Annotated in this window: 28 protein-coding genes, 1 tRNA gene and 1 other RNA gene; 16 read left to right on the forward strand and 14 right to left on the reverse strand. The window is 60.7% G+C overall.

Annotated features, from left to right (window positions below; all coding sequences use genetic code 11):
- Positions 1 to 13: 13 nt before the first annotated feature.
- Together RG2_RS23700 and RG2_RS23705 are read right to left on the reverse strand one after the other, a co-directional pair.
- A complete protein-coding gene (locus tag RG2_RS23700; protein ID WP_033235036.1) occupies positions 14 to 904 on the reverse strand; it encodes a TauD/TfdA dioxygenase family protein in 891 nt (296 codons plus the stop codon).
- A gap of 26 nt (positions 905 to 930) precedes the next feature.
- The gene (locus tag RG2_RS23705) at positions 931 to 1,905 is read right to left on the reverse strand and encodes a quinone oxidoreductase family protein (protein WP_033235209.1); all 975 of its coding nucleotides are present in this window, start codon (positions 1,903 to 1,905) and stop codon (positions 931 to 933) included.
- A gap of 199 nt (positions 1,906 to 2,104) precedes the next feature.
- Between RG2_RS23705 and RG2_RS23710 the strand changes: the two genes are divergently transcribed.
- A complete protein-coding gene (locus RG2_RS23710; RefSeq protein WP_033235037.1) occupies positions 2,105 to 3,133 on the forward strand; it encodes an AraC family transcriptional regulator in 1,029 nt (342 codons plus the stop codon).
- A gap of 6 nt (positions 3,134 to 3,139) precedes the next feature.
- On the opposite strand, the gene RG2_RS23715 is transcribed toward RG2_RS23710, so the two are convergent.
- On the reverse strand, positions 3,140 to 4,192 hold the full coding sequence (locus RG2_RS23715) for a YeiH family protein (RefSeq protein ID WP_033235038.1): 1,053 nt from the start codon (positions 4,190 to 4,192) through the stop codon (positions 3,140 to 3,142).
- 101 nt (positions 4,193 to 4,293) lie between these two features.
- Here RG2_RS23715 and RG2_RS23720 point away from each other — a divergent pair, with 101 nt between their 5' ends.
- The gene (locus RG2_RS23720; RefSeq protein ID WP_033235039.1) at positions 4,294 to 5,202 is read left to right on the forward strand and encodes a LysR family transcriptional regulator; all 909 of its coding nucleotides are present in this window, start codon (positions 4,294 to 4,296) and stop codon (positions 5,200 to 5,202) included.
- Here the strand turns inward: RG2_RS23720 and RG2_RS23725 are convergent, their stop codons facing one another.
- The 4 genes from RG2_RS23725 to ffs all read right to left on the reverse strand — a co-directional run bounded on the left by RG2_RS23725 (position 5,203) and on the right by ffs (position 8,674).
- Positions 5,203 to 5,778: an HhH-GPD-type base excision DNA repair protein gene (locus RG2_RS23725; RefSeq protein WP_033235040.1), complete on the reverse strand. Its 576-nt coding sequence runs from the start codon at positions 5,776 to 5,778 to the stop codon at positions 5,203 to 5,205. It abuts the gene before it with no gap.
- An 18-nt stretch (positions 5,779 to 5,796) separates the two neighbouring features.
- Positions 5,797 to 7,098 (reverse strand): glycosyltransferase 87 family protein, encoded by a 1,302-nt coding sequence (locus RG2_RS23730; RefSeq protein ID WP_116538814.1) that lies wholly within the window; start codon positions 7,096 to 7,098, stop codon positions 5,797 to 5,799.
- Positions 7,099 to 7,238: 140 nt separating this feature from the next.
- The gene (locus RG2_RS23735) at positions 7,239 to 8,531 is read right to left on the reverse strand and encodes an aspartate aminotransferase type Ic (protein WP_033235042.1); all 1,293 of its coding nucleotides are present in this window, start codon (positions 8,529 to 8,531) and stop codon (positions 7,239 to 7,241) included.
- A 43-nt stretch (positions 8,532 to 8,574) separates the two neighbouring features.
- An RNA gene (gene ffs / locus RG2_RS23740) (signal recognition particle sRNA small type) lies at positions 8,575 to 8,674 on the reverse strand.
- Positions 8,675 to 8,809: 135 nt separating this feature from the next.
- On the opposite strand from ffs, the gene RG2_RS23745 reads away from it, so the two are divergent.
- A tRNA-Ser gene (locus tag RG2_RS23745) sits at positions 8,810 to 8,897 on the forward strand.
- Positions 8,898 to 8,985: 88 nt separating this feature from the next.
- On the opposite strand, the gene RG2_RS23750 is transcribed toward RG2_RS23745, so the two are convergent.
- From RG2_RS23750 to RG2_RS23760, 3 genes are read right to left on the reverse strand one after another with little or no spacing between them, the layout of a single operon-like run.
- A complete protein-coding gene (locus tag RG2_RS23750; RefSeq protein WP_133637977.1) occupies positions 8,986 to 9,618 on the reverse strand; it encodes a DUF8453 domain-containing protein in 633 nt (210 codons plus the stop codon).
- A 1-nt stretch (position 9,619) separates the two neighbouring features.
- Positions 9,620 to 10,843, reverse strand: coding sequence for a tyrosine-type recombinase/integrase (locus RG2_RS23755; RefSeq protein ID WP_033235044.1), 1,224 nt, complete (start codon positions 10,841 to 10,843; stop codon positions 9,620 to 9,622).
- Complete coding sequence (locus tag RG2_RS23760; protein WP_051730575.1) at positions 10,830 to 11,405, reverse strand: helix-turn-helix domain-containing protein; 576 nt, start codon at positions 11,403 to 11,405, stop codon at positions 10,830 to 10,832. The genes RG2_RS23755 and RG2_RS23760 overlap by 14 nt, the downstream gene beginning before the upstream one ends.
- 132 nt (positions 11,406 to 11,537) lie before the next feature.
- Here RG2_RS23760 and RG2_RS23765 point away from each other — a divergent pair, with 132 nt between their 5' ends.
- From RG2_RS23765 to RG2_RS23810, 10 genes are all read left to right on the forward strand, one after another.
- Entirely contained in the window at positions 11,538 to 11,738 is a 201-nt protein-coding gene (locus tag RG2_RS23765; RefSeq protein ID WP_051730576.1) for a MerR family transcriptional regulator, read from the forward strand.
- A gap of 79 nt (positions 11,739 to 11,817) precedes the next feature.
- Positions 11,818 to 12,108, forward strand: coding sequence for a hypothetical protein (locus RG2_RS23770; protein WP_033235046.1), 291 nt, complete (start codon positions 11,818 to 11,820; stop codon positions 12,106 to 12,108).
- Positions 12,105 to 12,284 (forward strand): hypothetical protein, encoded by a 180-nt coding sequence (locus RG2_RS23775; protein WP_033235047.1) that lies wholly within the window; start codon positions 12,105 to 12,107, stop codon positions 12,282 to 12,284. The genes RG2_RS23770 and RG2_RS23775 overlap by 4 nt, the downstream gene beginning before the upstream one ends.
- A gap of 364 nt (positions 12,285 to 12,648) precedes the next feature.
- Positions 12,649 to 13,716 (forward strand): AAA family ATPase, encoded by a 1,068-nt coding sequence (locus RG2_RS23780; protein ID WP_051730591.1) that lies wholly within the window; start codon positions 12,649 to 12,651, stop codon positions 13,714 to 13,716.
- Complete coding sequence (locus RG2_RS23785) at positions 13,713 to 13,898, forward strand: hypothetical protein (RefSeq protein ID WP_033235048.1); 186 nt, start codon at positions 13,713 to 13,715, stop codon at positions 13,896 to 13,898. Before RG2_RS23780 ends, RG2_RS23785 begins: the two co-directional genes overlap by 4 nt.
- Positions 13,895 to 14,083: a hypothetical protein gene (locus RG2_RS23790; RefSeq protein WP_033235049.1), complete on the forward strand. Its 189-nt coding sequence runs from the start codon at positions 13,895 to 13,897 to the stop codon at positions 14,081 to 14,083. Before RG2_RS23785 ends, RG2_RS23790 begins: the two co-directional genes overlap by 4 nt.
- Positions 14,076 to 14,537 (forward strand): hypothetical protein, encoded by a 462-nt coding sequence (locus RG2_RS23795; protein ID WP_033235050.1) that lies wholly within the window; start codon positions 14,076 to 14,078, stop codon positions 14,535 to 14,537. Before RG2_RS23790 ends, RG2_RS23795 begins: the two co-directional genes overlap by 8 nt.
- Positions 14,538 to 14,819: 282 nt before the next feature.
- Positions 14,820 to 15,701 carry a phage major capsid protein gene (locus RG2_RS23800; RefSeq protein WP_033235051.1) on the forward strand — a complete coding sequence of 294 codons (882 nt, stop codon included), beginning with the start codon at positions 14,820 to 14,822 and terminating at the stop codon, positions 15,699 to 15,701.
- A 3-nt stretch (positions 15,702 to 15,704) separates the two neighbouring features.
- Positions 15,705 to 16,205 carry a P27 family phage terminase small subunit gene (locus RG2_RS23805; protein WP_230590188.1) on the forward strand — a complete coding sequence of 167 codons (501 nt, stop codon included), beginning with the start codon at positions 15,705 to 15,707 and terminating at the stop codon, positions 16,203 to 16,205.
- Entirely contained in the window at positions 16,192 to 17,679 is a 1,488-nt protein-coding gene (locus tag RG2_RS23810; RefSeq protein ID WP_072782698.1) for a terminase large subunit domain-containing protein, read from the forward strand. The genes RG2_RS23805 and RG2_RS23810 overlap by 14 nt, the downstream gene beginning before the upstream one ends.
- 402 nt (positions 17,680 to 18,081) lie before the next feature.
- Here RG2_RS23810 and RG2_RS23815 read toward each other — a convergent pair whose 3' ends face one another.
- Genes RG2_RS23815 through RG2_RS23830 form a run of 4 tightly spaced genes read right to left on the reverse strand, consistent with a single transcriptional unit; the run spans position 18,082 to position 21,115 of the window.
- Positions 18,082 to 18,495: a YbaB/EbfC family nucleoid-associated protein gene (locus RG2_RS23815; protein WP_033235052.1), complete on the reverse strand. Its 414-nt coding sequence runs from the start codon at positions 18,493 to 18,495 to the stop codon at positions 18,082 to 18,084.
- The gene (locus RG2_RS23820; RefSeq protein WP_033235053.1) at positions 18,492 to 19,061 is read right to left on the reverse strand and encodes a hypothetical protein; all 570 of its coding nucleotides are present in this window, start codon (positions 19,059 to 19,061) and stop codon (positions 18,492 to 18,494) included. The genes RG2_RS23815 and RG2_RS23820 overlap by 4 nt, the downstream gene beginning before the upstream one ends.
- Positions 19,058 to 20,806 carry an alpha/beta hydrolase gene (locus tag RG2_RS23825; RefSeq protein WP_051730577.1) on the reverse strand — a complete coding sequence of 583 codons (1,749 nt, stop codon included), beginning with the start codon at positions 20,804 to 20,806 and terminating at the stop codon, positions 19,058 to 19,060. Before RG2_RS23825 ends, RG2_RS23820 begins: the two co-directional genes overlap by 4 nt.
- A complete protein-coding gene (locus RG2_RS23830; protein WP_033235054.1) occupies positions 20,807 to 21,115 on the reverse strand; it encodes a hypothetical protein in 309 nt (102 codons plus the stop codon).
- Between the two features lie 188 nt (positions 21,116 to 21,303).
- On the opposite strand from RG2_RS23830, the gene RG2_RS23835 reads away from it, so the two are divergent.
- The 3 genes from RG2_RS23835 to RG2_RS23845 all read left to right on the forward strand — a co-directional run bounded on the left by RG2_RS23835 (position 21,304) and on the right by RG2_RS23845 (position 23,383).
- Positions 21,304 to 21,978, forward strand: a complete 675-nt coding sequence (locus RG2_RS23835; RefSeq protein ID WP_033235055.1) for a response regulator transcription factor — start codon at positions 21,304 to 21,306, stop codon at positions 21,976 to 21,978.
- A gap of 186 nt (positions 21,979 to 22,164) precedes the next feature.
- On the forward strand, positions 22,165 to 22,725 hold the full coding sequence (locus tag RG2_RS23840) for a TIGR03086 family metal-binding protein (protein ID WP_033235056.1): 561 nt from the start codon (positions 22,165 to 22,167) through the stop codon (positions 22,723 to 22,725).
- Between the two features lie 52 nt (positions 22,726 to 22,777).
- Complete coding sequence (locus RG2_RS23845; RefSeq protein ID WP_033235057.1) at positions 22,778 to 23,383, forward strand: TetR/AcrR family transcriptional regulator; 606 nt, start codon at positions 22,778 to 22,780, stop codon at positions 23,381 to 23,383.

Consider the following 23,383-nt stretch of genomic DNA (forward strand, 5'->3'; position numbering starts at 1 on the left):
GAAGGGGGGACGATCAGAACGGTGCGTCGCCGACTATTCCGGCGCGTTCCATCTTTCGAACTGCAGGCCAATAGTCCTGCACTGCATAGTGTTGCGTTGAACGGTTGTCCCAGATTGCGACGCTGTTCTCGGTCCAGCGCCACCGAACCTGGTACTCGGGAATCTGGGCCTGGCTTGCGAGGTAGTTGAGCAAGTTACTCGAGCCAGGAGCGAAGTCGATGCCGTATCGAATGTTCTCCGGTGTGTGGTAATTGACGAGGTGCGTCGCAAACGAATTGACAAAAAGAATCTTCTCGCCGGTCTCGGGATGCGTTCGCACAACGGGATGTTCGGCGTCCGGAAAGCGCTCCTTGAGCTGATGGCGCTGTTCGATCGGCATCCTGGCACCGAAGCTCGACTCGATACTGTGCCGAGCTTTGAGGTCCTTGATCTGGCCCTTGATGCCGGCAGGCAGATTGTCGTATGCCAGTGCCATGTTCACCCAGATGGTGTCACCTCCGACGGGTGGTGTTTCCACACAACGGAGTACGCATCCCATCGGTGGATTCACGCGCCACGTCGCGTCGCAGTGATAGGCATTCTCGAAATGCTCCGGCGGACTGTCGAGGTCTTTGTAGATGCGGACCAGCCCGGGATGGTCGGGATCGCTACCCAGCGCGGGATGATCCTCGAGGTCGCCGAAGCGTTGTGCCAGTTCTACGTGCTGCGCCCGGCTGAAGTCCTGGTCACGGAAGAACAGAACCTTGTGCTCGAGCAGGAGCGATTTGATTTCGGCGAACAAAGCGTCGTCGCGAGCGACAACGCCGAGGTCCACTCCGGACAGTTCGGCACCGATGGAGCAGGTCAGCTTCTCGACGGTGATCGACCTGGTGGCCGTATCAATCAGCGTTGCAGTGTTATTCATGACGATTCCCCTTTCGACGGATGGCGTCAGACGGTAAAGACGGAGGAACCGATACTGCGGCCGGATTCCAGATCGTGATGCGCACGCACCGCATCTTCGAGTGCGTACCGCTGATTGATTCCGATCTTGATCCGACCCTCTTCGACGTGTGAGAAGAGCTCGGCGGCCAATTCGGCGCGCTCCGCCGGATCGGCGATGTAGTCGGCCAAGGCCGGTCGAGTGACGAAAAGAGATCCCTTGACCGCCAACTGCATTGCGTTGATCGGCGGCGTCGGCCCTGACGCGGTTCCGAAGCACACCATCAGCCCTCGGCGTGCCAAGGAGTCGAGTGAGACCTCGAACGTGGACTGCCCGATGCTGTCGTAGACAACCGGCACACCGACACCACCGGTGATCTCCCTGACCCGCGCAACAACATCCTCGCGGGTGTAGATGATGACCTCGTCGCACCCGTGCGCCAGGGCAACAGCTGCCTTCTCGTCTGTGGAAACAGTCCCGATCACCTTGATGCCCAGCAGCTTTGCCCACTGAGTGAAGATCAAACCAACTCCACCTGCAGCAGCGTGCAGCAGAACGGTATCCCCTGCCTTCAGCGGGTAGATGCGGCGCAGAAGGTAAGCCGCCGTGAGGCCGCGCATGGTCATCGCTGCTGCCGTCTCGAAATCGATACCGTCGGGCAACGCGATCAGGTCGGCAGCCGGCATGATGCGCTCGGTGCTGTACGCCCCGAGCGGACTGCCGGTGTAGGTCACCCGATCCCCCACACTGAAATCGGCAACACCCGCACCGACCGCCTCGATAGTTCCGGCACCCTCGACGCCCATACCGGCAGGCAATTGCGCAGGGTAGAGGCCGCTTCTGAAGTACGTGTCGGCGAAGTTGAGTCCGACGGCGCCGTGGCGAATCCGGACCTCGCCAGCACCTGGCTGACCTACCTCGACCTCTTCCCAACGCATGACAGACGGGGTACCGATCTCGTGGAATCGAATGGCGTGTGCCACGATGCTCTCCAATTCTGTGGGCATACTCGACAAATTCGGTCGAGCTATGTTCGTACGCAACAACTTCCAGAAGCTACTTTCGACTCCGGGGTCGCGATCTGATGTGAACAACACTAGGTGAGATCCGGCTCACATGCTTAACTGTACGAGACACGCAGCACAACATTTCGGGACATTAAGTCAAGAACTAAGGAACCTCGTGAAGCCACTCGCCCGCTATGCGTCGCTCAACCGCTACGTCGACCTGTGTCGCTCGGTCCACATCGATGCCGTCGACCTGATGAGGAGCGTCGGCCTCGCTCCGACAAGCCTGGCCAACCCCGATCAGTGGGTGCCAGCAGCCTCGATTGCCGCGCTCCTCGAACTGTCCGCAACGGAATCCGGGCGCGAAGATTTCGGCCTCCTCCTCGCCGAACTCCGCAGGCTGTCCAATCTCGGGCCGCTCAGCCTGGTCATCAGGGAAGAACCCGACGTCAGGAGCGCACTGGACGTCCTGATCCGGTACGAGCACACCTACAACGAGGCGCTTCGCATCCGCCTGACCGAGGTCAGCGGCTTGGCAACCCTGCGGATCGGCCTGGAGGTCGGCGATCCTGCCACTACGCGGCCTTCCGCAGACTCGGTCGACACCAGGCAGACCGTCGAACTCGCCGTCGGCGCAACCGTGCAGATCCTGCGGAGCTTTCTCGGGCCTGCCTGGCATCCGGTGAGCGTCGGATTCACACACAGTGCTCCGCAGGACACCAGTACACATCGACGAATTCTCGGCAACGCGGTGGACTTCGATCACGAGTTCACCGGAATCGTGTTTTATGCGAGCGATCTAGATGCCCGCAACGAACTGGCCGATGAGTTACTTCGCCCATATGCACGAGCATTCCTCGACTCGCTTCCCGCCGCGGATTCATCCGATACCCTCAGCCGTACAAGGGAATTGATCGAAGTGCTGCTCCCCACCGGACGATGCTCCGTCGAACATGTGGCTCGGAGCCTCGGCTTCGATCGGCGAACCCTGCACCGCCATCTAGCAGAATCGGGTGATACCTTCACGGCTGTTCTCAATTCGGTACGCAGTAGCCTCGCGCAACGCTTGGTGTCGAACCCACGCTATTCGTTGACCGACGTTGCCGTGCACCTCGGATTTTCTACTCAAGGCAGTTTCTCGCGGTGGTTTCGCACGCAGTTTTCGATGAGCCCCAGCGAATGGAAAGCCCAGCGCCAAGGGTGAGAACGATCAGCTGACCAGCACAACACCGACCAAGGCGATCAGGGCCACCCAGACCGTCGACAATGCAGCCAAAACGAATGGGCGCACTCCGACGCCGCGGATCACACTCAGTCGCACACCGAGCCCGAGGGCAAACATCGCAGCCGCCAACAATGCGGTTTGCACCGTCTTCGCCACGCCGAGAACCTCTTCCGGGAGAAGCCCCGTTGAGCGCAGCCCCATGAATGCGATGAAGGCCAACGTGAACAGGGGCACCAGCGGTGGCCGCTTCACCTGGAGATTCGAATTGTCGGACATGGCACGTTGACGGATACTCAGGAACGCCATGACGGGCGCCAGCATCAGCACACGCGCAAGTTTCACAATGGTGGCAACACCCAATGCGGTAGCACCGAGAGCACTGCCGGCGGCAACAACCTGCGCAACCTCGTGAATCGACCCACCGGCCCACATGCCCGCGCTGACGTCATCGAGTCCGAAACTCCTCGCCAACAACGGAATTGTCGGAATCATCAACGTTCCGAAGATCACCACCAGCGCTACCGCAGTAAGTAACTCTTCTTCTTTTGCATTCACCACGCCATCCGCGGCGGCCACAGCCGCGGCGCCGCAGATCGAGAAGCCGCACGCAATCAGAATTCGCTGTGTCCACGACAGACCCAAAAGCTTTCCGGCATACATTGTTCCGGCGATGCCAAGAACAACGATCGCCACGACGACGGCGATCACACCCCAGCCGAGACCGACGATGTCGCTGAACATCAACTGCAGACCGAGCAATGCGATTCCGATTCGCAGCAGTCGTTTAGACGAAAATGTCAGTCCCGGCTGGAATTTCGCAGGCAGGGTGACAGTATTCGCCACGATCGCGCCGGCGAGGATGGCAATCAGCAGCGGACTGACAGCGGAAAAGAGCCGCCCGACCCCCAGCGCGATTGCCGCACCGACGGCGCACAGGGCCACTCCGGGCACGAGCGCAGTGATACTCGCCCACCGCCGCACAGGCGCCGGCGAGGCAACGGCCGGTTTGTCGACTACGGACTTCACATCGCTGTTCACTCGTCCAGAGTCCGTCAGAAATCATTGGTGCGGTAGCTCGATTTCTGCTATCACGGCATATCAATACGATATGTCCGGGTAATTGGGTATAGCCTGAACGCATGACCCGACGCTGGCCGGACCTCACCACATTCGAGCTACTGGTCGGCGTCGATGATCACGGAAGCCTCAGCGCTGCAAGCCGTCTCGCGCATATCGCGCAACCCAACGCCAGCCGTGCGATCAAAGCGCTGGAACGCCAACTCGGTATGCCTCTGATCCACCGAAAATCAACCGGGGCGACGCTAACGCCGCAAGGCACCGTCATCGTCCATTGGGCCCGGCGTGTCCTGGCCAATTCGACACAGCTACTCGACGTGGCCGAAGGAATGCGGACCGAGCGATCGGCAGAGTTGACGGTCTGCGCCAGCATGACTGTTGCCGAACATCTGATTCCGGCGTGGCTGGGCACTTTTCGTGGGTTACACCCCGACGTCACAGTGCATCTGCAGGTCTACAACTCGACGCGTGTCATCGAAGCGATCGACGTAGGAATGTGCGATCTCGGATTTGTCGAATCCCCGACTGTGCCGAGGCACCTACACAGCATCACCGTCGCCCGCGATTCACTCGTGGTCGTTGTCGATCCCGATCACGCGTGGGCGCGTCGGCGTAAACCTCTCACCATCGGCGAACTGGCCATGACGCCGTTGCTGGTCCGCGAGCCAGGATCTGGTACTCGGACCACTCTCGATGTTGCGCTTTCGGAGTACGAGCGCGCGACGCCCCTGCTCGAGCTCGGTAGCTCGGCCGCCATCCGCACCAGCGTCCTCGGCGGTGTCGGACCGGCAGTGCTGAGCACTCTTGCAGTCAGTGAACAGGTGAAATCGGGTGACCTTCGGGTTGTCCAGGTGGACGGCCTCGACCTCGCACGCACCTTGCGAGCCGTCTGGCGGCCGCCGCGACAACTCGAAGGGCCGGCAGGCGACTTGGTGAAGCTGGTGCGGGCGAGTAGTACGCAGTTCGGCTGACTATTTTGCCTTTGCTGCAGCCTTGGCGGCTTTCTTGAACTCGCGGACCTCGAGGAGCGTCTGCTCGTCGACCACGTCGGCTATGGACCGCCGTGACCCGTCGAGTCCGTAATCCCCAGCTGCTTCGCGCCAACCGTCAGGCTGGACCCCGATTTGTTTGCCCAGCAGCGCCAAGAAGATTCGGGCCTTCTGATCGCCGTAGCCGGGCAGCGCCTTGAGTCGTTTGAGCACTTCCTTGCCGTTCGGATCACCCGACGTCCAGATCGCAGCGGTGTCACCGTCGTACTTTTCGACGATGAACTGGCACACGGATTGGATGCGTTCGCCCATCGACTTCGGGAAACGATGGACTGCCGGCGTCTGCGCGCAAATCTCGATGAACGCGTCCGTGTCCATCTCCGCGATGCGACGGACGTCGAGACCGTCCATGCGATCCGCGAGCTTCTTCGGCCCCAGAAATGCCGTCTCCATCGGAACCTGCTGGTCGAGCAACATTCCGAGCAACAAGGCCAACGGGTCCTCGGAGAGGAGAGCATCCGCTTCGGGATCACCGACGAGATTCAGATGAAGTGCCATACATCCGATCCTGCCATGTCAGGCCGGTGTGTCCGCAGCTTCCAGATTCGGCACTGTCCATTTCTTCCAACCGAACACGATCAGCGTCATGGCAGCGGCCACGACAAACACCCACAGATAGACAGCCACCATGGCGATTCGCAGGTAGTCGGGCGAGGGCAACATAAACATTCCCATGCCGATAAAGCGGTCGGTGCCCTGCATATCCGCCGCGGGTATCGGCCACGTGTGCGACCAGTTCAGGACGGGTAGGAGGAACACGATCGGCACGACCCAAGCCCAGATATTCTTCGACGCCATCGCGTAGTGAGAAGCCAGGATCACCAGCGGAACAAACCACACCCAGTGGTGACCCCACGAGAAGGGGGACACGGTTGTGGCGGTGAGCCCGGTCATGGTCAGCCCGAGCAACTTCTGCCCCCTGCGGTGAGCCATCCACGCAGCTCCCAGTCCGAGACACACAGCCACCACGCTGCACCCGAGAACGAGCACCTTCGACGGCGTCGGCGTATGCGTCAACTGAGCGATCAAACCCGACACCGACTGATTACTCGGTGAGTCGGTACGTCCCACCCGATCGCTGTCGAAGAGCGTGCCGGTCCAGTAGGTCAACGCGTCGTTGTACATCACGATGAAACCCAAAGCCACCGTCGCGGCGAACGTGATCACCGCAGTCACCAAGGCGCGCCACTGCTTCGTGATGAACAGGTACGCCCAGAAGAACGCCGGAGTCAGTTTGACCCCCGCCGCGATCCCGGCGCCGATACCCCGAAGGCGACTTTTTTCGTCCCGGCCCAAATCCCACACGATCAACAGCAGCAGGAAAATGTTGATCTGCCCGAGCCACAGCGTCGTGCGTACCGGTTCCATGAACAGGAAAATGACCGTGGCCAACGCGCTCACTGCATACGTCTTGACGCCGAGGCGGTACCCGAGATATTTCCAGCACAGCACGACCACCGCAAAAAGCGCGACAACATTGAGAACCGTCCACACGACGATCGCCTGTTGAAACGTGAGCACCGCCCACACCGTGAACAGAATCCCCGCGAACGGGGTGTACGTGAACATCATTCCCTGGAGAACCGGACCGTCGTACAACGGCAGTCCCTGCACCACAAAACTGCCGCCGTGGCGGTAGACGTCAAGATCGAGGAAATTGTGGAAAATGCCCCAATAGATCACATCCATCGGAACACCGAACAGAACCATCAGGACTGAAGCAACAGCAAGCACCACGAGAACGACAAAGCCGATCACACCGACCCGCATTATTCGCTGCGGAGTCGCCTGTCGTAATTCAGATGCCCCTGAACTCATCTCCACCACAGCACTTTCCGAAGCATTGACTGCACCCGCCACGTACAACCTCCGGATATGCGCCAATGTCAGGAACTGGTGCACCGAACGCTACAAGAGATGACCGACGCTCACGACTTGGGCGCGCCGTCACAGGCGACTCAGCTTTCGGTGAGACGCGATTCTGTTGCCGCCAACAGGACACACGTCGCGACACCGTCCATGGCTACCTCGAGATCCCCGAGTGAAGGGAAACTCGGGGCCAGACGAATGTTCCGATCATCCGGATCCGTGCTGTACGGGAAGGCAGAACCGGCTGCAGTGAGCGCAATACCGGCATTCTTCGCGAGTTCGATGACGCGCTTTGCCGTGCCGTCGACAACGTCGAGGCTGATGAAGTAGCCGCCCTTCGGCTCGGTCCACGACGCGACCTTCGACGCACCCAACCGATCCTCGAGGATCTTCAGAACCAACTCGAACTTGGGCGCGAGCAATTCGCGATGCTTCTCCATATGTGCGCGAACGCCATCCGCATCACCGAAGAATCGCAAGTGGCGGAGCTGGTTGATCTTGTCCGGGCCGATACTCTTCTTACCGAGGTACTTCTGGTACCACGCAAGGTTCTCGGCAGAGGCACCGAAGAAACTGACGCCGGCACCGGCAAAGGTGATCTTGGACGTCGACGCGAACACCAGCGGACGGTTGGGATGTCCGGCTTCTGCAGCCATCGTCAGAACGTCGTAGGACGGTGCGATCTCACCGAACAGTGGGTGAACCGCGTACGCGTTGTCCCAGTACAAACGGAAATCAGGCGCCGCGGCCGGCATCGACGCCAGCTCGGAGACGATTTCTTTCGAATACACCGCACCGGTCGGGTTGGCGTACACCGGGACAACCCACATCCCCTTGATCTGCGGATCCGCGGCAACCAGTTCCGCGATCTTCGCGACGTCAGGACCGTCGTGGTTCATCGGGATCGCGATCATCTCGATGCCCAACGACTCGGTGATCGCAAAGTGGCGGTCGTAACCCGGAGCCGGGCAGAGGAACTTGATCTTCTCTTCGCGCGCCCACGGCTGCGCCGAGTCAGGAGTGCCGTGAAGAAGTGAGAACACCACGTTGTCGTGCATGATCTCGAGGCTCGCGTTGTTGCCGGCAAGAAGGTTGGCAACAGGAATGCCCAGCAGTTCACCGAAGATCGCACGCAGTTCCGGCAGCCCCGTCAGGCCACCGTAGTTGCGGCAGTCGGTGCCACTGCCGTCACGGAAATCACCGTCGCCCGGCAGCGCAAGCAACGCTGCGGAAAGGTCGAGTTGCTCAGGCGAAGGCTTACCGCGAGTCAGATCGAGGACGAGCTTCTGGGCCTGTAGCTGCGAGTACTTCGCGCTCTGACTCTCATGCTCGGAGGTGAGTTCTTCATGGCTCATCAACCCGATCTGGGTTTGGATAGGCATCCGGAGCGGCCTTTCACCGACGAGGCGGGGTCGGGATATGTGAAAAAAATAGAGGACCCCGCGCACCCGGCAGAGCCCGTTGACCCTTGCTGCCTTCCGGCCCTGGGGGAGTTCACAGGATGCGCGCCGCGCGGGATCCAATGAACAGTGTAGACGGCCTTCCGGAACCTTGGGACACCACCCGCCGCGTTTCGGCCGGGCGCCGAATTGCCGCCACATAGCCGCAGGTCAGATACCCGTTTAACGCTTCAGTCGTTCTCTTGGGTATGCTTCTCCACGGAGGATTCGCCTAGTGGCCTATGGCGCTCGCCTGGAACGCGGGTTGGGTTAACGCCCTCAGGGGTTCAAATCCCCTATCCTCCGCCAAAGGGAAACCCCCTGTGAACTGCTGAGAAGCAGTTCACAGGGGGTTCTTTTTTGCCCTCATGCAACAGGATATGCAATAGCGCTCAGATCATCCGTCGACTCGACCCTTCGCACTGTCCCGGGCATCGGTCCACGCGTTCCCTCGCTTCACCGTTCGGATTGGCCGTGCTGCTCCGTTGAACTCTCGCTCGTCAAGCGGGAACACATCGGTGTATGTGGTGCCCTCGTCATCGCTGTAGGTGATCGTCACTTCGACCAGGCGAGGTATCCCGTCGACACTGCGAGGGGAATCATCCGGGCTAGTGTCGTCGCGAAGCCAGTAGTAGTTCTCCATTTCTCGCCCTGGCACCCACACCGGTATCGGGAGCGCATACCGCCTGTTGATCAGCCAGCCGAAGTTGCCTTGTCCGTCGGAGGATTTTCTGTCGTTGGGCAGTGGTGGGTCAAACGCCACGAGCACATTTCTCGCGATACTGACTCCACTGTTCTTGACGATCAGATTGAGAGTGTCGTCATCGGCGATCTTCAGTTCGGCGCTCATCATCGGGCGCGACCTCGCTCGACTGTCCTTGCGGGTCTGGGCTAATGACCTGATCGCCGTTCGGGCCGAGAAGTAGCCGGCTGTCGCGGCCACGACTGCCACTGTGGCTGTCACGCGAGCCGTTGTCCACCAGGGGATGTTCACGAGCTGATACATCCAATTGCCTATGTCAGATAGCATTTCAGCTCCCTCCCATTAGTCCCGCGATACGGTCTACCGCGTCGCGTTGCATCGTGGGTGTTACATGGCTGTACACGTTCATCGTCGTCGCGATTGTCGAATGCCCTAGGCGTTCCTGCACCACCTTGGGGTGTACGCCGGCCTCCAGGAGCAGGGTGGCATGGGTGTGACGCAAGCCCTTCAGTGTCATAGCCGGCATGGCGTCCTCCCCTAACGCTGCCTGAGCCTTCACCACCCGCAACCGGAAGCGCCGCGAGATCTCGTTGGGGCTACGAGTGCCACCGTCGAGGTTCCCGAACATGAAACTGCGTGCACCTGTGAGTTGGAGGGACACGGCACCCCGCTGCACCCGCCAGGCTTTGAGCGCTGCGATCGTTTCGCCGTCCAGGTCGATTACCCGGGCACCGCCCGTTTTGGTGAGCTTCACGGCGTCTCGTGCGGTGGTGTCCAGTGCGCGCCGGATGCTGAGCCGGGAGTTCGCGAGGTCGAGGTCTGCCCACTGCAACGCGAGTGCTTCGGATCGTCGGACCCCGGTCATTGCCACTGTCTGCCACAGGGGGAACAGTTCGTCGTCGAGGATGCCCTTGTTCCATTTCAGGAATGCTGTCAGTTGCTCGGCTGTCCAGGTGGACTGTTCCGGGGCTTGAGCTTTGATCTGGCGGCCTGTGGGGGCTTTGACTACGCCTCGTTTGCGTGCTGGGTTGACTGCTATGTATCCGTCGTCTTTGGCGGCGTCGAGCATGGCTCCGAGGCAGACGTGCACTTTGTTGACGGAGTTGGCGGAGAGCGGCTTTCCTTTGTTCTTGCCGTCCTTGCGTCCGTTGTGAAGTAGGTGCTTGTAGTGGGCTGCGAGTCGGGTGGCGGTGAGCTTGTCGAGTGGCAGTTTCCCGAGTTCAGGTTTGATGTGGTTGTTGGCGATGCGTTTGTATCCGGCGATGGTGGATGCTTCGAGCTGTAGGCCGGTGATCCATTGGTCGATGAAAGTTGCGACTGTGGGTGCGGTGCGAACGAATTTGATTTGGTTTTTGAGCTGATTTTTGGCGTCGGTGAGTGCGTTGTCGGCGTCTTCGGCTGTTGCGAATCCTGCTTTGCCGGTTTGTCGTTCGCCGTCGTCGGGGCGTTCGGGGTCGATGGGTACCCATATTTGGTAGCGCCATCGGACGCCGGCGTTGGTTTTGTAGCTGGTGATGCTGCCTTTACCTGCTCGCCTGCTACGCCTCGCCATCGGAACCAACCTTTCCTGTGCTGTAGCCGAGCCCTTCGAGGGACTCCCTGGTCAACTGTGCAACTCGTTCGAGTTCAGCGATGCGCGATTCGCTTTGAGCTCGTTGAGCCTTCGGAATGGCGCCCACGGAGAGCGCAGCTCGTAGCTCCTCTAGCTCGCTCTCTCCTGCCGCCAACATGCGCATGAGCGTTAAATCTCGGTTGCGTGGTCCCGCCGCCAGAAGATCCAACGGTTTCGAGGTCTCCCCCGTAAAACGTTGGAGCGCTCGCCACGAAGTCTCAGTCTTGCCTGGCAGGTACTCACATTCGCCATTGACCAACTTAGGAAAGAGAAGCTGAACAGGCGGAATGTCCAATGCTTCGGCCAGTATGACGAGTTCGGCTACATCGAACTTCGCTCCTCGGTGACCGTTCTCTAGCTTCCCGATCGCTACGCGATGGATCGAATGCCCAAGTTTTTCGGTCTCTTCGGAGAGTCGCGCTGCGGTCCATCCGCGTGCAGTTCGATTCGACTTAACCGCCTGACCTATTCGGTCTGCCAGCGCCTTATCCCATTCCGCCATGCTTTCACCTTTCGATTCTTCCGATTCTCGACACAGCTTACACATGTAGTCGCAAATCAGATCATCGTGCTACGCTTCCGAACAACGACATACCAACTGAGGTTTGTTTCGTTTTAGAAGATTGGAGCAGGCGTGAGCGTCACTCTTAAGGAAATCCGGGAGTCGGATTCGCCGACTATCCCGGTCCAGACTGGTGCTGACTTGGCGTGCGTGGATGTGCGCACATTCCGCAAGGGCATCGAGGACGGAACGATCCCGGCAATTCGAATCGGCAAGCGAGTGCTCGTTTTACGCGAGCCATTCCTTGCTCTGCTTGGCGTCACAAATGACTGAAGGCCTCGTCGTAAGCCCAGCGGCTGCAACCGCTGGCGACGAGACCTTCACCCGAACAATCCCCCAACAGGAGACTCAGATGTCCACCAGTAAAGCATCCAGCGAAGAATTTCGCACCATCGTCAGCATTCCCAAACGGGGCGTCTTCGATGCGATCGCCGTTGCCGCGTACATCGAACGCGACGAGCACGGTGACGAAATTGACCGTGTGGTGATGTTGAACGAGATCACCATTCCGTGTGACGGCGTTGACGATCTGATTGTGGCGCTTGCGGAAGCCCGCGATTCTGTCGACGGTTTGCACCTCACAATTGACTCCCTCCAAGGGGTTGTGCGCGAGATGGCACGCCGGGCCGAGGGGGACGAATGACCATCATCACCGCAGAGTCGGTAGCAAGTCAGTTTGCAGCTCAACGCAACCTGACCTTCGACGAATCGGAAGTCGTGATTGGTTGGTCGATTGGCGTGTTTGGAGATGGCGAGATCAGTGCCGAAACGGCCGCGGATCTGCCACGGCTCCTCCTTACTAGCTTCGACTGGTCGTGACGCGTATGACTATCGTCTCCGAGTTGCGCCGTCGACGCGCTGCCTGCCACCGGATGGAACGGCTCACTTGCGGGTGTGTCGACACATGGACGTGCACATGCCACGAAAACCGAAGTGTAAATACCGATCCCGAGTTGGTGAAGGTCGTCGCCGAGCATCTGTTCGCCGCGACTGGTGGCCCGGGACTCGGTTTCAACGCAGAAGCAGGGCGCGCCCTGTGGAGACGTGGCGGCGCTGATGCCCGTCTCGCCGAACGAATCAACAGGTGCGGAGGCATCAACATATGAGAGTTATCAACTCACCCGCGGAGGTGATCGAAATCAGTCAACGGCATACAGAGCCTGAACCGCATGTTCTCGATGGGATGGTGGATGGTGCTTGGCTTGACGCGCAACACTTCCCACCGTTGCAGTGGAGTGTGCAGGGCATCGTCCCGGAGGGCTTCGGGTTGATCGTCGCACCACCGAAGGCCGGAAAGTCATGGTTCGTGGCCGGTATCGGCCTCGCTTGCGCCACAGGCGGTCTCGCACTGGGAAAGATATCGGTGTCACGGCGTCCGGTGCTGTACATGGCTTTGGAGGATGGACATCGGCGCTTGCAGGGCAGGTTCCGGCAGATACTCGGTGAGGGTGTACCGATTCCGAAAGATCTGCACGTCATCGTCAAGGCTCAACCGCTTGCTGTTGTGGCGATGATTTCCGAGTTCTTGGATCGACATTCCGATAAGGCTCCGTTGATCATTCTGGACACGCTCGGGAAGGTGAAGCCCCCCAAGCGTGCTGGGGAGGATGCGTACACCGCGGACTATGCGATCGGAACGAAGCTCAAAGACCTCGTGGATGCAGTGTCGGGTTCGAGCTTGTTGGTGGTGCACCACACGCGCAAAGCGGAGTCGTCGGACTTCGTTGACGCGGTGTCGGGTACGCAGGGCATCGCGGGGTCGGCTGACTTCATTCTTGTGTTGGCGCGCAAGCGTAAGTCCGATGATGCGGTGCTTGCTGTGACAGGTCGTGACGTGCCCGAGAACGAGTACGCCCTCACAACCTCTGATGGTCGGTGGTCACTCGATGGTATGGATCTGACGGATGCGGCTGCCACCGTTGAGAGCAGGCAGCAGAAAACGGCACTCGCTGATAGGTCCATGGAGATTCTTCGGTTCGTGTCCTCGCGCCCGGAGACCACAGCGAAGGATGTCGAAGCCGAGTTCACCGATATCAACAACAACGATGCCGGCACTTACCTTCGTCGCCTTCACGAGGCCGGTCACATCAGCAAGCCTCGACGCGGCACTTACTCACCTGTGTCTGAACCGTCTGAAGTGTCTGAACGGTATGAATCAGCAGGTCATACCGACCAGGGAGAACCTTCAGTTTCAGACGCTTCACACACTTCAGACACTTCTCTGTTCGCAGCCACGGAGGGAATCGCATGACGACACGCAAAGAATCCCTCTCCTCGACGCTCGACCTCATCTCTCTCATCGGGGAAGAGCGGTTCGAGGAAGTCCATACCGTTTTGACGTCGATGTCCGACGCCGAACGAACCGGAGTCCTACTCTCCGCCATCGCATTCGCTGCCACAGCGTTCAAACTCATCGAGGAGAACAACTCATGACCAACGAAATCCGCACCGGTGATCTGCTCGGTTTGGCACGCGTCCAGTCCCGCCGCCGACTGAAGTCACTTGCCAACATCGCAGTCAAATTCGAACCCGAACAGCTCACACTCTTGAACTCACTGCTCGACGAGTTCGCCCGCAAATCGTCCATCATCCGCGCACAGGAGAACCAGAATGTCTGAAAACTTCGCACCCGAAACCGTTGACGCCCTGCCCTCGTGGGCGCAGAAGATGATCGGTGACCTACGCACCGAAGCAGCCACCAACCGCAAAGCCGCCACCGACGCACAAACCGAACGCGACACCTACCGCGACGAGCTGACAGGTATCGCATCGAAGACCGCCCTCGACGGACTGACAGGCATCCTCGCCGATCCTGAAGACCTCGCCCGGTACGTCGACACCACCACCCTGCTCGGTGACGACGGTAAGCCCGATCCCGGCAAGTACACCGAAGCCGCGCAGACCCTCATCTCCGAACGCCCGCATCTCGGTATCCCCGCCCCGCGCACAGCAGGCAAGTCCGGCGTCGAGGTCACAGGTGGACGCACCCACGCCCCTCGTGCCGCCGACCCCGCCGCGCAGATCGCAGCCGGTACCGCCGACTTCGTGAGCCTGGTGCAAGGCGCAAGCTAGACAACAGATCCCGATACCCCCACCCGGTTCTAGATACCCGGTGGGGGTATCTGCTATTGTCACTGTGACGGATCGGCCTGGCGCTGAGATGTCACACCCCCGGTGTATGAGCGGGCAAGGTTTCCAATCGGGAACCTTTCTCGCCACCACCCCCGAGGTCCGGCACCTCAAACGTACGACTGCTAGAGCTTGACGCTCGCAGTCAATCCCCTTGGCGTACAACGCTATCCCTTTGCCGGGCACTCGCGCACGATCCCGGCCCTGACATACCAGGAGCCTCCCATGGCACTCTCCACCGCAACCGCCGGATCTGTCCTCTCCGCCGAGCAGATCACCAACATCATCACCGTCCCTTTGCAGAAGGCATCCGTCTTCCTCGCGGCCGGCCCCACCATCATCGACGCCCACGGACCCGTCCGAATCCCCACCTACACCGGCTCGACTTCCCCGTCCTGGCACGGCGAGAACGAACTCATCGATGAGGTTGAACCCACATTCTCCGAAGTGCTGCTGTTGGATCCGAAGATCGAGTCCATCAAGTCGCTGCATCGCTACTCCAACGAGCTTGCCCGTCAGTCCGTCACAGAGACCATCGGCGCAATCCAGTCCCGGATGATCACCGACGTTGCCGGCAAGATCGACGACACGTTCATTGCAGGCACCGGCGCAGGCGGCACCCAGCCGAAGGGCATCCTGTCGTACTCGGGTGTGCAGGACATGGCCGCGATCGGCGTTCCCGCACTCGATGATCTGCATGACGCCGAAGGCTTGGCACTCGGTGCGGAGGTCGACCCGACCCGCCTTCGGTGGATGATGCACTCCCGAGACTTCGTGGCAATCCGCAAGATCAAGGACACCGCAGGCCGCTACATCGTGCAGCCTGACGTCACCCAGTCCGGCGCGTACCAGCTTCTCGGGCACTCTGTCGTCGTCACCAACCGCATCCCCGTCAACGGCGGCACCGGCACCAACGAATCGTCCATCGTCCTCGCTGACATGTCGATGATCACCGTGGCCCGAGACATGGCCCCCACCGTCACCCTGCTTGACCAGACGTTTGGCGACTATGACCAGCAGGCCATCCGCGTTGTCTGCCGCTACGACGCCGCACCCGTCAACCCCAAGGGCATCGTGATCCTTCGCGGTGTGAAGCTCACGGCCTGACACATGGCAGGCGCACCCATCCGGCGCGCCCGCAAGAAAGCAGGCGTGGAGGTCACCCCCTTCACGCCTGCTTTCCCCGGGCAAGAGTTCGAAGGCCAACGCCCACCCTTCGAGAAAAACAACACCCTGTCGTTGAAGCACGGCGCGCACTCTGAACGCTCCCTCAAACCCATCGCCGAAGCATGGGTGAAAACTGCACTCGCCCAGTGTGCGTACCTCCGAGACCCGTCCTACGAACCGGCACTACTCGCATGGGCACGCTTTGAAGCCAAGTGCGATCTGCTGCACGACTGGATCGACGAGAACGGCCTAATCGACGACTACGGCCAAGCGACACCCGCCGCGAAACTGCTCCCCACCTACGAGGGCAGAGCCGCAGCACTCCGCGCAACCCTAGGTATGGACCCGATCAGTCGAGCGAAGCTCCAACGGGACGCCGCTGCAACACAAGTAGACCTAGCCGCACTCATGGCACAAGAGGACACCGAAGATGACCGCACTTGATCGCACACTAATCCGCGACGCCCGCAACGATATCGACGTATTCGCCCGCAAAATCGCCAAAGCACCACTGTGGCCGCACCAACTCGAACTCGCCAACAGTCCCGCAAAGATCCGTTGCGTCAACAGTGGAAGGCAGGCCGGCAAGAGTTTCACCCTCGCCATGCTCGCCCTCCACCAAGCGTTCAGCGTCCCCGGATCCAAAACACTCATCCTCTCCGCGGGTGAAGAGGCCGCCAAGGTACTGCTCGCATCCATCGGCGAACTGCTGTCCTCCCCACTGCTTGCCGGCGCCGCTATCGAAGAAAACAAGTCCCGCATCGTCCTGTCCACAGGCTCCGAAATTGTGTGCGTGCCCGCATCCACCCGCCAAGTTCGAGGCCGATCGATCGATCTTTTGATTTTGGACGAGGCGAACTTTATGGCCGAAGACCTCTGGACCGCAGCAAAGTTCACCATCATCGCCCGCCCAGGCTCACGCGTCGTCATGGCATCCTCACCCTGGACCCAAGACCACTTCTTCGCCCGCACCTGGCGAGAAGGCAACCTCAACCCCTCCCACCAACACGCCTCATTCCATTGGCCGTCCACCGTCTCACCCCTCGTCGACACCGAACTTCTCGCCACTTTCGAAGCCACCATGACGGCCCGCGACTACGCCCGAGAAGTCCTCGCACAATGGGTAGACGACCAAGGGGCTTACTTCACCACCACCGAACTCGACGCCGCAGTAGCCGACTACACCCTCACCCCACCAGACAAAGCCCACGGACAACTCGCAGTCGGAGGCGTCGACTGGGGATTCAACGACTCCAACGCCCTCGTACTGCTCGGCATCCTCGACGACCAAGAACTCAACCGCCACAAACACCAAGACGAACTCGTCTACTTCCTGCCCTGGCTCGAATCCCACGCCAAAATGCAGTACGCCGACTTCATCAACCGACTCACCGAAGTCGCACGCGGCTACAGCATCGTCCGCTACATCAGCGAAACCAACGGCGTCGGAGCCATGCCCACCCAAGTCCTCCGCAACGCCATGGACCGCGAACGCCACCTGCACCGCGGCCCGTACAGCCAAACCATGGTCACCCCCGTCACCACCGACAACCGCCGCAAAGTGTCCGGCTACGGAGCAATCAAACTCCTCCTCCAGCAAGGCCGCCTTGTACTCCCCAGAAACCCCGAACTGTTGAAGCAACTGCACTCACTGACCTACGAGATGACCCCCAGCGGAAACATCAAGATCGAAGTAGCAGCACATGCCGGCCACGACGACCTCGCCGACGCACTCATGCAAGTCGCATCCGCAGTCGAAGGCAACTACACCAGCTGGAGACCCGACAACCCACGCCCCACCAAATGCGACATCCTCACCACCGGCAACGGCACACGCATCCCCGAACAACCCCGATGCTGGAGCCTCCCCCACGCACTCCTCCGACACCGAGGATCCGACCACCACGACGGCTGGTAACAACACTGCCGCGCCTGCTCGTACCTCACAGCCTTGCCAACTCATAGCCCCAACCTATGAATATGCAGAGACATGAATAGATATGCAATCGAACGGGTGCCGGCCTGCCTCGTTGGGTCGGTTTGTTTGATAGTTCCCCGCACGCACACGAGGTCGATGCAACGGCTCATGCAACAGTCCATGCAATACCGCTATTGCATGAGCATGTATCCAGATGTTTGTTTGATGGGTCAGTGACGCGGCGAACAGCAGGTCAGAGGTTGTTTCCTGCCCTCGCTTGAACCAGGATGTTTGCGAGTGCTTAGGAGTTCAAATCCCCTATCCTCCGCCAAAGGAACCCCCTGTGAACTGCTGAGAAGCGGTTCACAGGGGGTTCTTTTTTGCGAGCGTTTTTGCCGGGTTTCAGGCACGTCGCATGAACGAACCGCCGCCGAAGGGCGGGTCGTCGTCGACCGGTGCCCGGCCAGCTCGTCGCAGCAGATGAGTCTCGGGTACGGCCGGCACCTGATTGAACGCCTCCATTGCCCTGGCGACGCGAGAGTCGCGAAGGAGAGGCGCGCGTAGTTCCTGCGCGGCCGCCGCTGCTGCCGCGCAGGCGGTTCGGTGGGACGCTGTGATCGCGGCGGAGAGTGCAGCGGCGCCGGCCCCGAGGCAACTTTCAGTCAGTTGCAGGTCGGTAATCGCACCGAACGCGTCGACCTCGACGCTGACGGCACCACCTCCGGCATCTGCGCGGGCGCGAACTTTCCCGACCTCGATGTCGACTTGGCGGGCAAGGACAGTCAACTCCGGAAACGAGGATGCGGGCCCGGTCATGGCTGATCGATCTGCACGGGCGCGTTCGGATGATCCGACGCTTCGGGTCGAGGGAAACACGGCGACGACCCGCTCAGGCCCGCTCCTCGTGGATGCTCGTCGAAGACCATCCGATATCCATCCGGCAAAATGGTTTCGGTGCTCGTCGTGTCCCCGGCGGAGTCGTACGTTCGAAACTTCCAGCCCCGCTCAGTCCACAGATTGCGGATCGTATCGCCGAAACCTGGAACGCTCGCAGCGTCAGAAGACTCGAGGAAATACGTCACGCCGTAGTCCACGGATGTGTCCTTCGACAGATTGCTGTCGTTGCACGGGACGGTGCCACCCGGGCTGAGGGTGACTTTTTCGTTCAGCTCGGAATACCGCGTCAGGTAGGCACCCGGCGGCAGTGCCGCGATCGTTTCGGTCAGGTACTCGATCACCTTGGCCTGGGCCTGCGGGCGGGTCAGATTCATGTCGGCTTCCATCACTTTTCCGTTCTCCGTCGTCGTACACGCCGACAGCAGCACTGCCACCGCGATACTGCTCGAGCCGAATGCTTTACGGCGTCGAGTTGCGTTGGTCATGGCGCTCCTAGTCCGGCGATCACATGGCCCATACCGGCAAGAGCCGGATTGTTGTTTTCCCAGTACTCACTGTGCGCGGCCGGGCTGGGGAGCTCACCCAGCAGACCGGCGTCGATCCCGGTCCCGGGTGCGGATTCGACAACGGTGGCACCGAATCCGATCAATGGAAGATCGTTCGCGGGATTCGCGCCATGCGAGAGACTGCCGAACACGTCCCCAATCATCGGAACCGGATCATTGGCCGCGGCGGTGGCGTATACGTGGCCGCCGACATGTCCGGGATCGATGCCCTCGAGGGAGAGTCCCTCGACCCGGTCCATCCCCACTCCGGGGCTACCCACGAAAAACAGATCGTTCGCGTCGATCGATCGTCCGCCCGAGGCCGCAGCGCCGATCACGGTCGATCCGTAACTGTGTCCGATAACCGTGTTGTGCGAAGGCGTGCCGTCGTGGGATGCACGGAGACCGTCTTGGAACCGGTCCAGCGATCCGGCCCCACCATCGGCATACCCGTCGAGCCCTGCTTGCGGGATCGTTTGCGGCGCATCGTATCCGTACCAGGTCACCACGGAGGTCGATCCCTCGAGCCCCGCGAACCGTCGCTGGTATTCCGTCGAGTCCAACATCATTTGGGAGCGGTCGATGTCGCCGCCGATGGTTCCCAGGTGGCTGCCGGTGCCAGGTACGAACGTTGCGACGTTCGTCGCGGTGTCGGGATTATTCAGTGCCACGATGGCCCGACCTTCGTCGTCGACACCGAGCAGATACTTCTCCGAATCACCCTCCTCGGCGAGAGTGGGGTCGATCTGGTCGGCGAGGACGCCGTAACCGTCGAGACGCTGCTGCAGGTCCGCGCGTTGCTGCTGCCACCGCTCGTAGTCGCGGCGCGCCTGCTGGTCCGCCTCGTCCACGCTGCCCGCATCCGACGGAATGTTGCGACCCTTGGCCCAATCGGGGTGCCTGCCGTCGAGGTCGGCGAGTTCGGTCGACGTCGACGACTGCAGGTTGCCGAGGTTGATCCGGTTGAAATGATCGCGATCTACGGCTGGCATCCCGTCTCTGTTCCCGATTCCCGGATCGAACGCCGCGAGAGCATCTTTGTCGTTGGGGGACAGCGATTCCCAGAATTCGTTGAACTCCCTCGCACCGACCGGGGGGAACGCGTTGCCGTCGAGAATCGCGGCCACCACCGCGCTCATCGTCTGCTGGGCGCTTGGGGACTGTGCGAGATCAGCGAGGTCTCCTGCTGCCTTCGACAAGGCCGCGGCAGCCCCCTCGTCGAGGCTTCCCGCCATGTGCAAGGCCGGAACCAGTCTCGCCTCGAAGCTGTGCGCCTTCTCGTCGAACGCAGCCTGCCCCAAGATGTCGAGTGCAGTGTTACCGCTTCCGTACCGAGGTGCGCTCACTCGACCGTCATCGGCGACAGCCATGCCCTCGGCGATCGCACTGTCCGCAATGTCGATCACCGCCGCCCGCGCCGGCCCCAACGCAGCAGCAGCTTCACTCAACGCGTCGGCTTCGGCGAATACTCCTGTGGTCAGATGTGTCGCGGCAATACTGTCAGCCAAGGCTCGCGCCGACGCTGCAGCCGAGGCTTCGCCTTTCCACTGATCGAGCGCGAAGTCGACCGCGCGATGCGCTGATTCCACAGCGTGCATGAAGTCCCGGTTCTTCTGCTCCAATGCCGTTGCAGCGGCGGCCAAACCAGTCGGATCCCAGGCGCGGACCTGGGAGATCGTCGCCATCTACACGGCCGCTTGGTAGGTGGCCAGCCGGTTCCGGAATGCGACCTCGACAGCGTCGTAGCTGCTCGCACTGGATTGGGCAGCGTCAGCCATCGACGTCAACATCTCCGAGGTAGCGCGGTATCCGGTGGTAATCGGGTCACCGGCCCTCGCGGCGGCCGGGCCGCTCGCCGAATCGGGCATCGCCGCTGCCGCGTCAGCGAGAATTCCCGACACGTCGATGCCGGCAATCACGGCTCCTTGGTTTCTCACCGCGTCGGCCAACGCCCGTAGCGACTCGGCGTCTGCTTGTAGTACTTCGTTCCCCACCTGAGCCCCCCGGCTACGTATCGACGTGCGAAAAGCAGCGTAGCAGCGCATTGCCTGAACCCTGGTCGTTCTTGTTTGTCAGCTCCCGCTCCTCGTGCCCGAAGTGGCCGGGCCGATAGTGATCTGCGACACTGGCCGAAGTCGGTATTGACGGGTTACCGAGACGAGCAGCAACAGGGCGGCACTACATGAGCGTGATTCTCGCGGCGACGGATCAGCCTGCGCTAGCGGAGACCTTCGGCGTCGAACTCGAGCGCGTCGGCCACACCGTTCATCTGTTCGCGTCCGGACGAAACAGCCTCGACGCACTCGGCACCGACAGCTTCGACGTTGCCGTTCTCGATCTTTCACTCCCGGACATCGACGGCTTCGAGGTCGCCCGCCAAATCCGTCTCCGCAGCGAGATTCCGATCATCATGATCGTCGAGTCCCCCGAAGACATCGACGATGCACCACCACAAGTCGCGTCGGATTTCGCCATCAACCCACTCGACGCTCGCAGCCTCGATTCTCGGATAACGAGCCTCCTCCGCAGTACGCCCACCCCACAGACGGACAAGCGAGAGCGCCACGGCGAGTTGACGATCGACCGCCGATCCATGACCGCCACCATCCGCCGTCGACGCCTCGACCTCACTCGAACCGAATTGCGCCTGCTCCTCGAAATGTCGATGCACCCCGGCCACGTCTACTCCCGAACCCAGCTCCTCGCAAAGGTGTGGGGTGAAACGAATTCAACCAAGACTCGCGCCGTCGACGCCAATATTCAGAGCTTGCGGTCGAAAATCGAATCCGACCCGGCCAATCCCAAGTACATCAAGACCGTGCGCGGATTCGGATACAGGTTCGGTCCGATCGACTGACAAGAATCATCGGAAAACCACGGTGTCGGTAGCTCTGGCTAGGTTCGCGAAATGAGCTGGTATCTGCGAGAACTACTGCGTAGTGAAGCTCCCGACTGGCACGGCCCCGGGGACCGTGGTCACGTTCTCGGCAAGTGTCCGAAATAACCAATCGCCGCCCCTGCCCCATCCTGAAGAATCAGTGGCATGACTACAGCCGATATCTCCCCCGCAGATCGCTACCGTGACCTCGCCGCCGGCTTCACCCAGCGGATCGACGCAGTACCTGAGGACCGGTGGGACAACAACTCTCCGTGCGAAGGGTGGACGGCTCGCGATGTGGTCCGGCACGTGATCGACAGCGAACGCGACATGGTCAAGGTCGTCGGCCTCGAATTGGCGCCGGGACCGTCCGTCGACGACAACCCGTCCGCCGCCTGGGCAGCAGTGCGCGATTCGATGCAGGCGATTCTCGACGATCCGGAAAGGTCGACCCTCGAATACGACGGACATTTCGGCCGCACCAACCTGGGAGCCACCGTCGACGGTTTTCTGTGCTTCGATCTGGTCATTCACGGCTGGGACCTTGCAGCCGCTACGGGCACCGACACCTCGATTCCGGAAAAGGACGTCGATTGGGTGTCACAGATTGCTGCCGGCCTCGGTGATTCCATTCGTATGGCAGGGGTATGCGGCCCCGAGATCCCGGTTGCCGATGATGCCGACAAGGCAACCAAACTCCTCGCATATCTCGGCAGGGCCGTCTGAAAAACCACCCCTGACGTGCGGATTGCTTCGATACGCGGGTAATGTCCGTCGCATGCCTGAACGTCGGAAATCAGCCACCAACCCGGACTTGCTGGCCACGGCGCTTTTCGATGTTGCCGCCGAATCAGGACTCGACAATGCGAGTGTGCGCGAGGTGGCAAAGCGCGCCGACGTCTCGATCGGCGCCGTGCAGCACCACTTCTCGACCAAGGACGAGATGCTCACATTTGCTCTGCGCACTCTGGCAGAGCGAATGCTGAGCCGTCTCACCCAATCCCCAGCCGGAACCGACCCGCACGTTGCGCTGTTCCAGGCTTTGTCACAACTGCTTCCCCTCGACGAGCAGCGCACGCGCGAAGCACACGTCCTTGCCGCATTTGCCATCCGGGCTGTCACCAGCGAATCGTTGGCGGAAATTCGGCGGACGATGCTGTTCACTATTCGCACCGGCATCTGCGCAGTTCTGATCGGAATCAGATTGCCTGAAGCTGAAACCCGCGCAGCGCTGCTCCTCGCAACCGTCGACGGACTCGCACTCGACGCGATAGGCAATCCCGGCATGTATCCGCCGCACTATCTCGAATACGCCCTGGAGAGTCAGATAAAGCTCACCCTCCACGACATGGAAATTCCCGACGCTCTTGTATCCAGGGGCTGA

This window comes from Rhodococcus globerulus NBRC 14531, assembly GCF_001894805.1.
Lineage (GTDB): Bacteria > Actinomycetota > Actinomycetes > Mycobacteriales > Mycobacteriaceae > Rhodococcus_F > Rhodococcus_F globerula.